Annotated in this window: 1 protein-coding gene; it reads left to right on the forward strand. The window is 62.6% G+C overall.

Annotated features, from left to right (window positions below):
- On the forward strand, positions 1 to 626 hold a 626-nt coding region (locus tag EOC06_RS42445; protein WP_245469556.1), incomplete at its 5' end, for an acyl-CoA dehydrogenase C-terminal domain-containing protein.
- Positions 627 to 674 lie beyond the last annotated feature (48 nt).

Genomic DNA, 674 nt, shown 5'->3' on the forward strand with positions numbered 1-674 from the left:
ACACCGGCCTGATGACGCCGGTGGTCAAGGGCGTTCTCACGGACAAGGGCTTCGACCACGCTGTCATGGCGCAGCAGGTGTTCGGCGGTCACGGCTATATCGAAGAGCACGGCATGAGCCAGTTCGTGCGCGATGCCCGCATCGCCATGATCTATGAAGGCGCCAACGGCATCCAGGCGCTCGACCTCGTCGGCCGCAAACTCGGCCTGAATGGCGGCCGCGCCGTGCAGGCCTTCTTCAAGGAAGTCGGTGAGTTCTGCGAGGAGAACCGCTCCGACGAGAAGATGGCGCCATTCACCAAGGCGCTGAAGAAGGGTCTCAACGATTTGCAGGCGGCGACCATGTGGCTGGTGCAGAACGGCATGGCCAAGCCCGACAATGCCGGTGCCGCCTCGACCGACTACATGCATCTCTTCGGCTTGGTCGCTCTGGGCTATATGTGGGCGCAGATGGCCAAGGTGGCACTTGGCAAGACGGACGCCAATGGCGCGCAATCTTTTTACGACAACAAGGTCGTGACGGGGCGCTTCTTCATGGAGCGGATCATGCCGGAGACGTCGGCGCATCTCGCCCGCATTTCGAGCGGCGCCGACACATTGATGGCACTGCCGGCGGAAGCGTTCTAAAGATGATCGGCGTCCTCCTCCCCCTTGAGGGGAGGGTGGCCCGAAGGG

Source organism: Mesorhizobium sp. M7A.F.Ca.MR.362.00.0.0 (assembly GCF_004023175.1).
Taxonomy (GTDB): domain Bacteria; phylum Pseudomonadota; class Alphaproteobacteria; order Rhizobiales; family Rhizobiaceae; genus Mesorhizobium.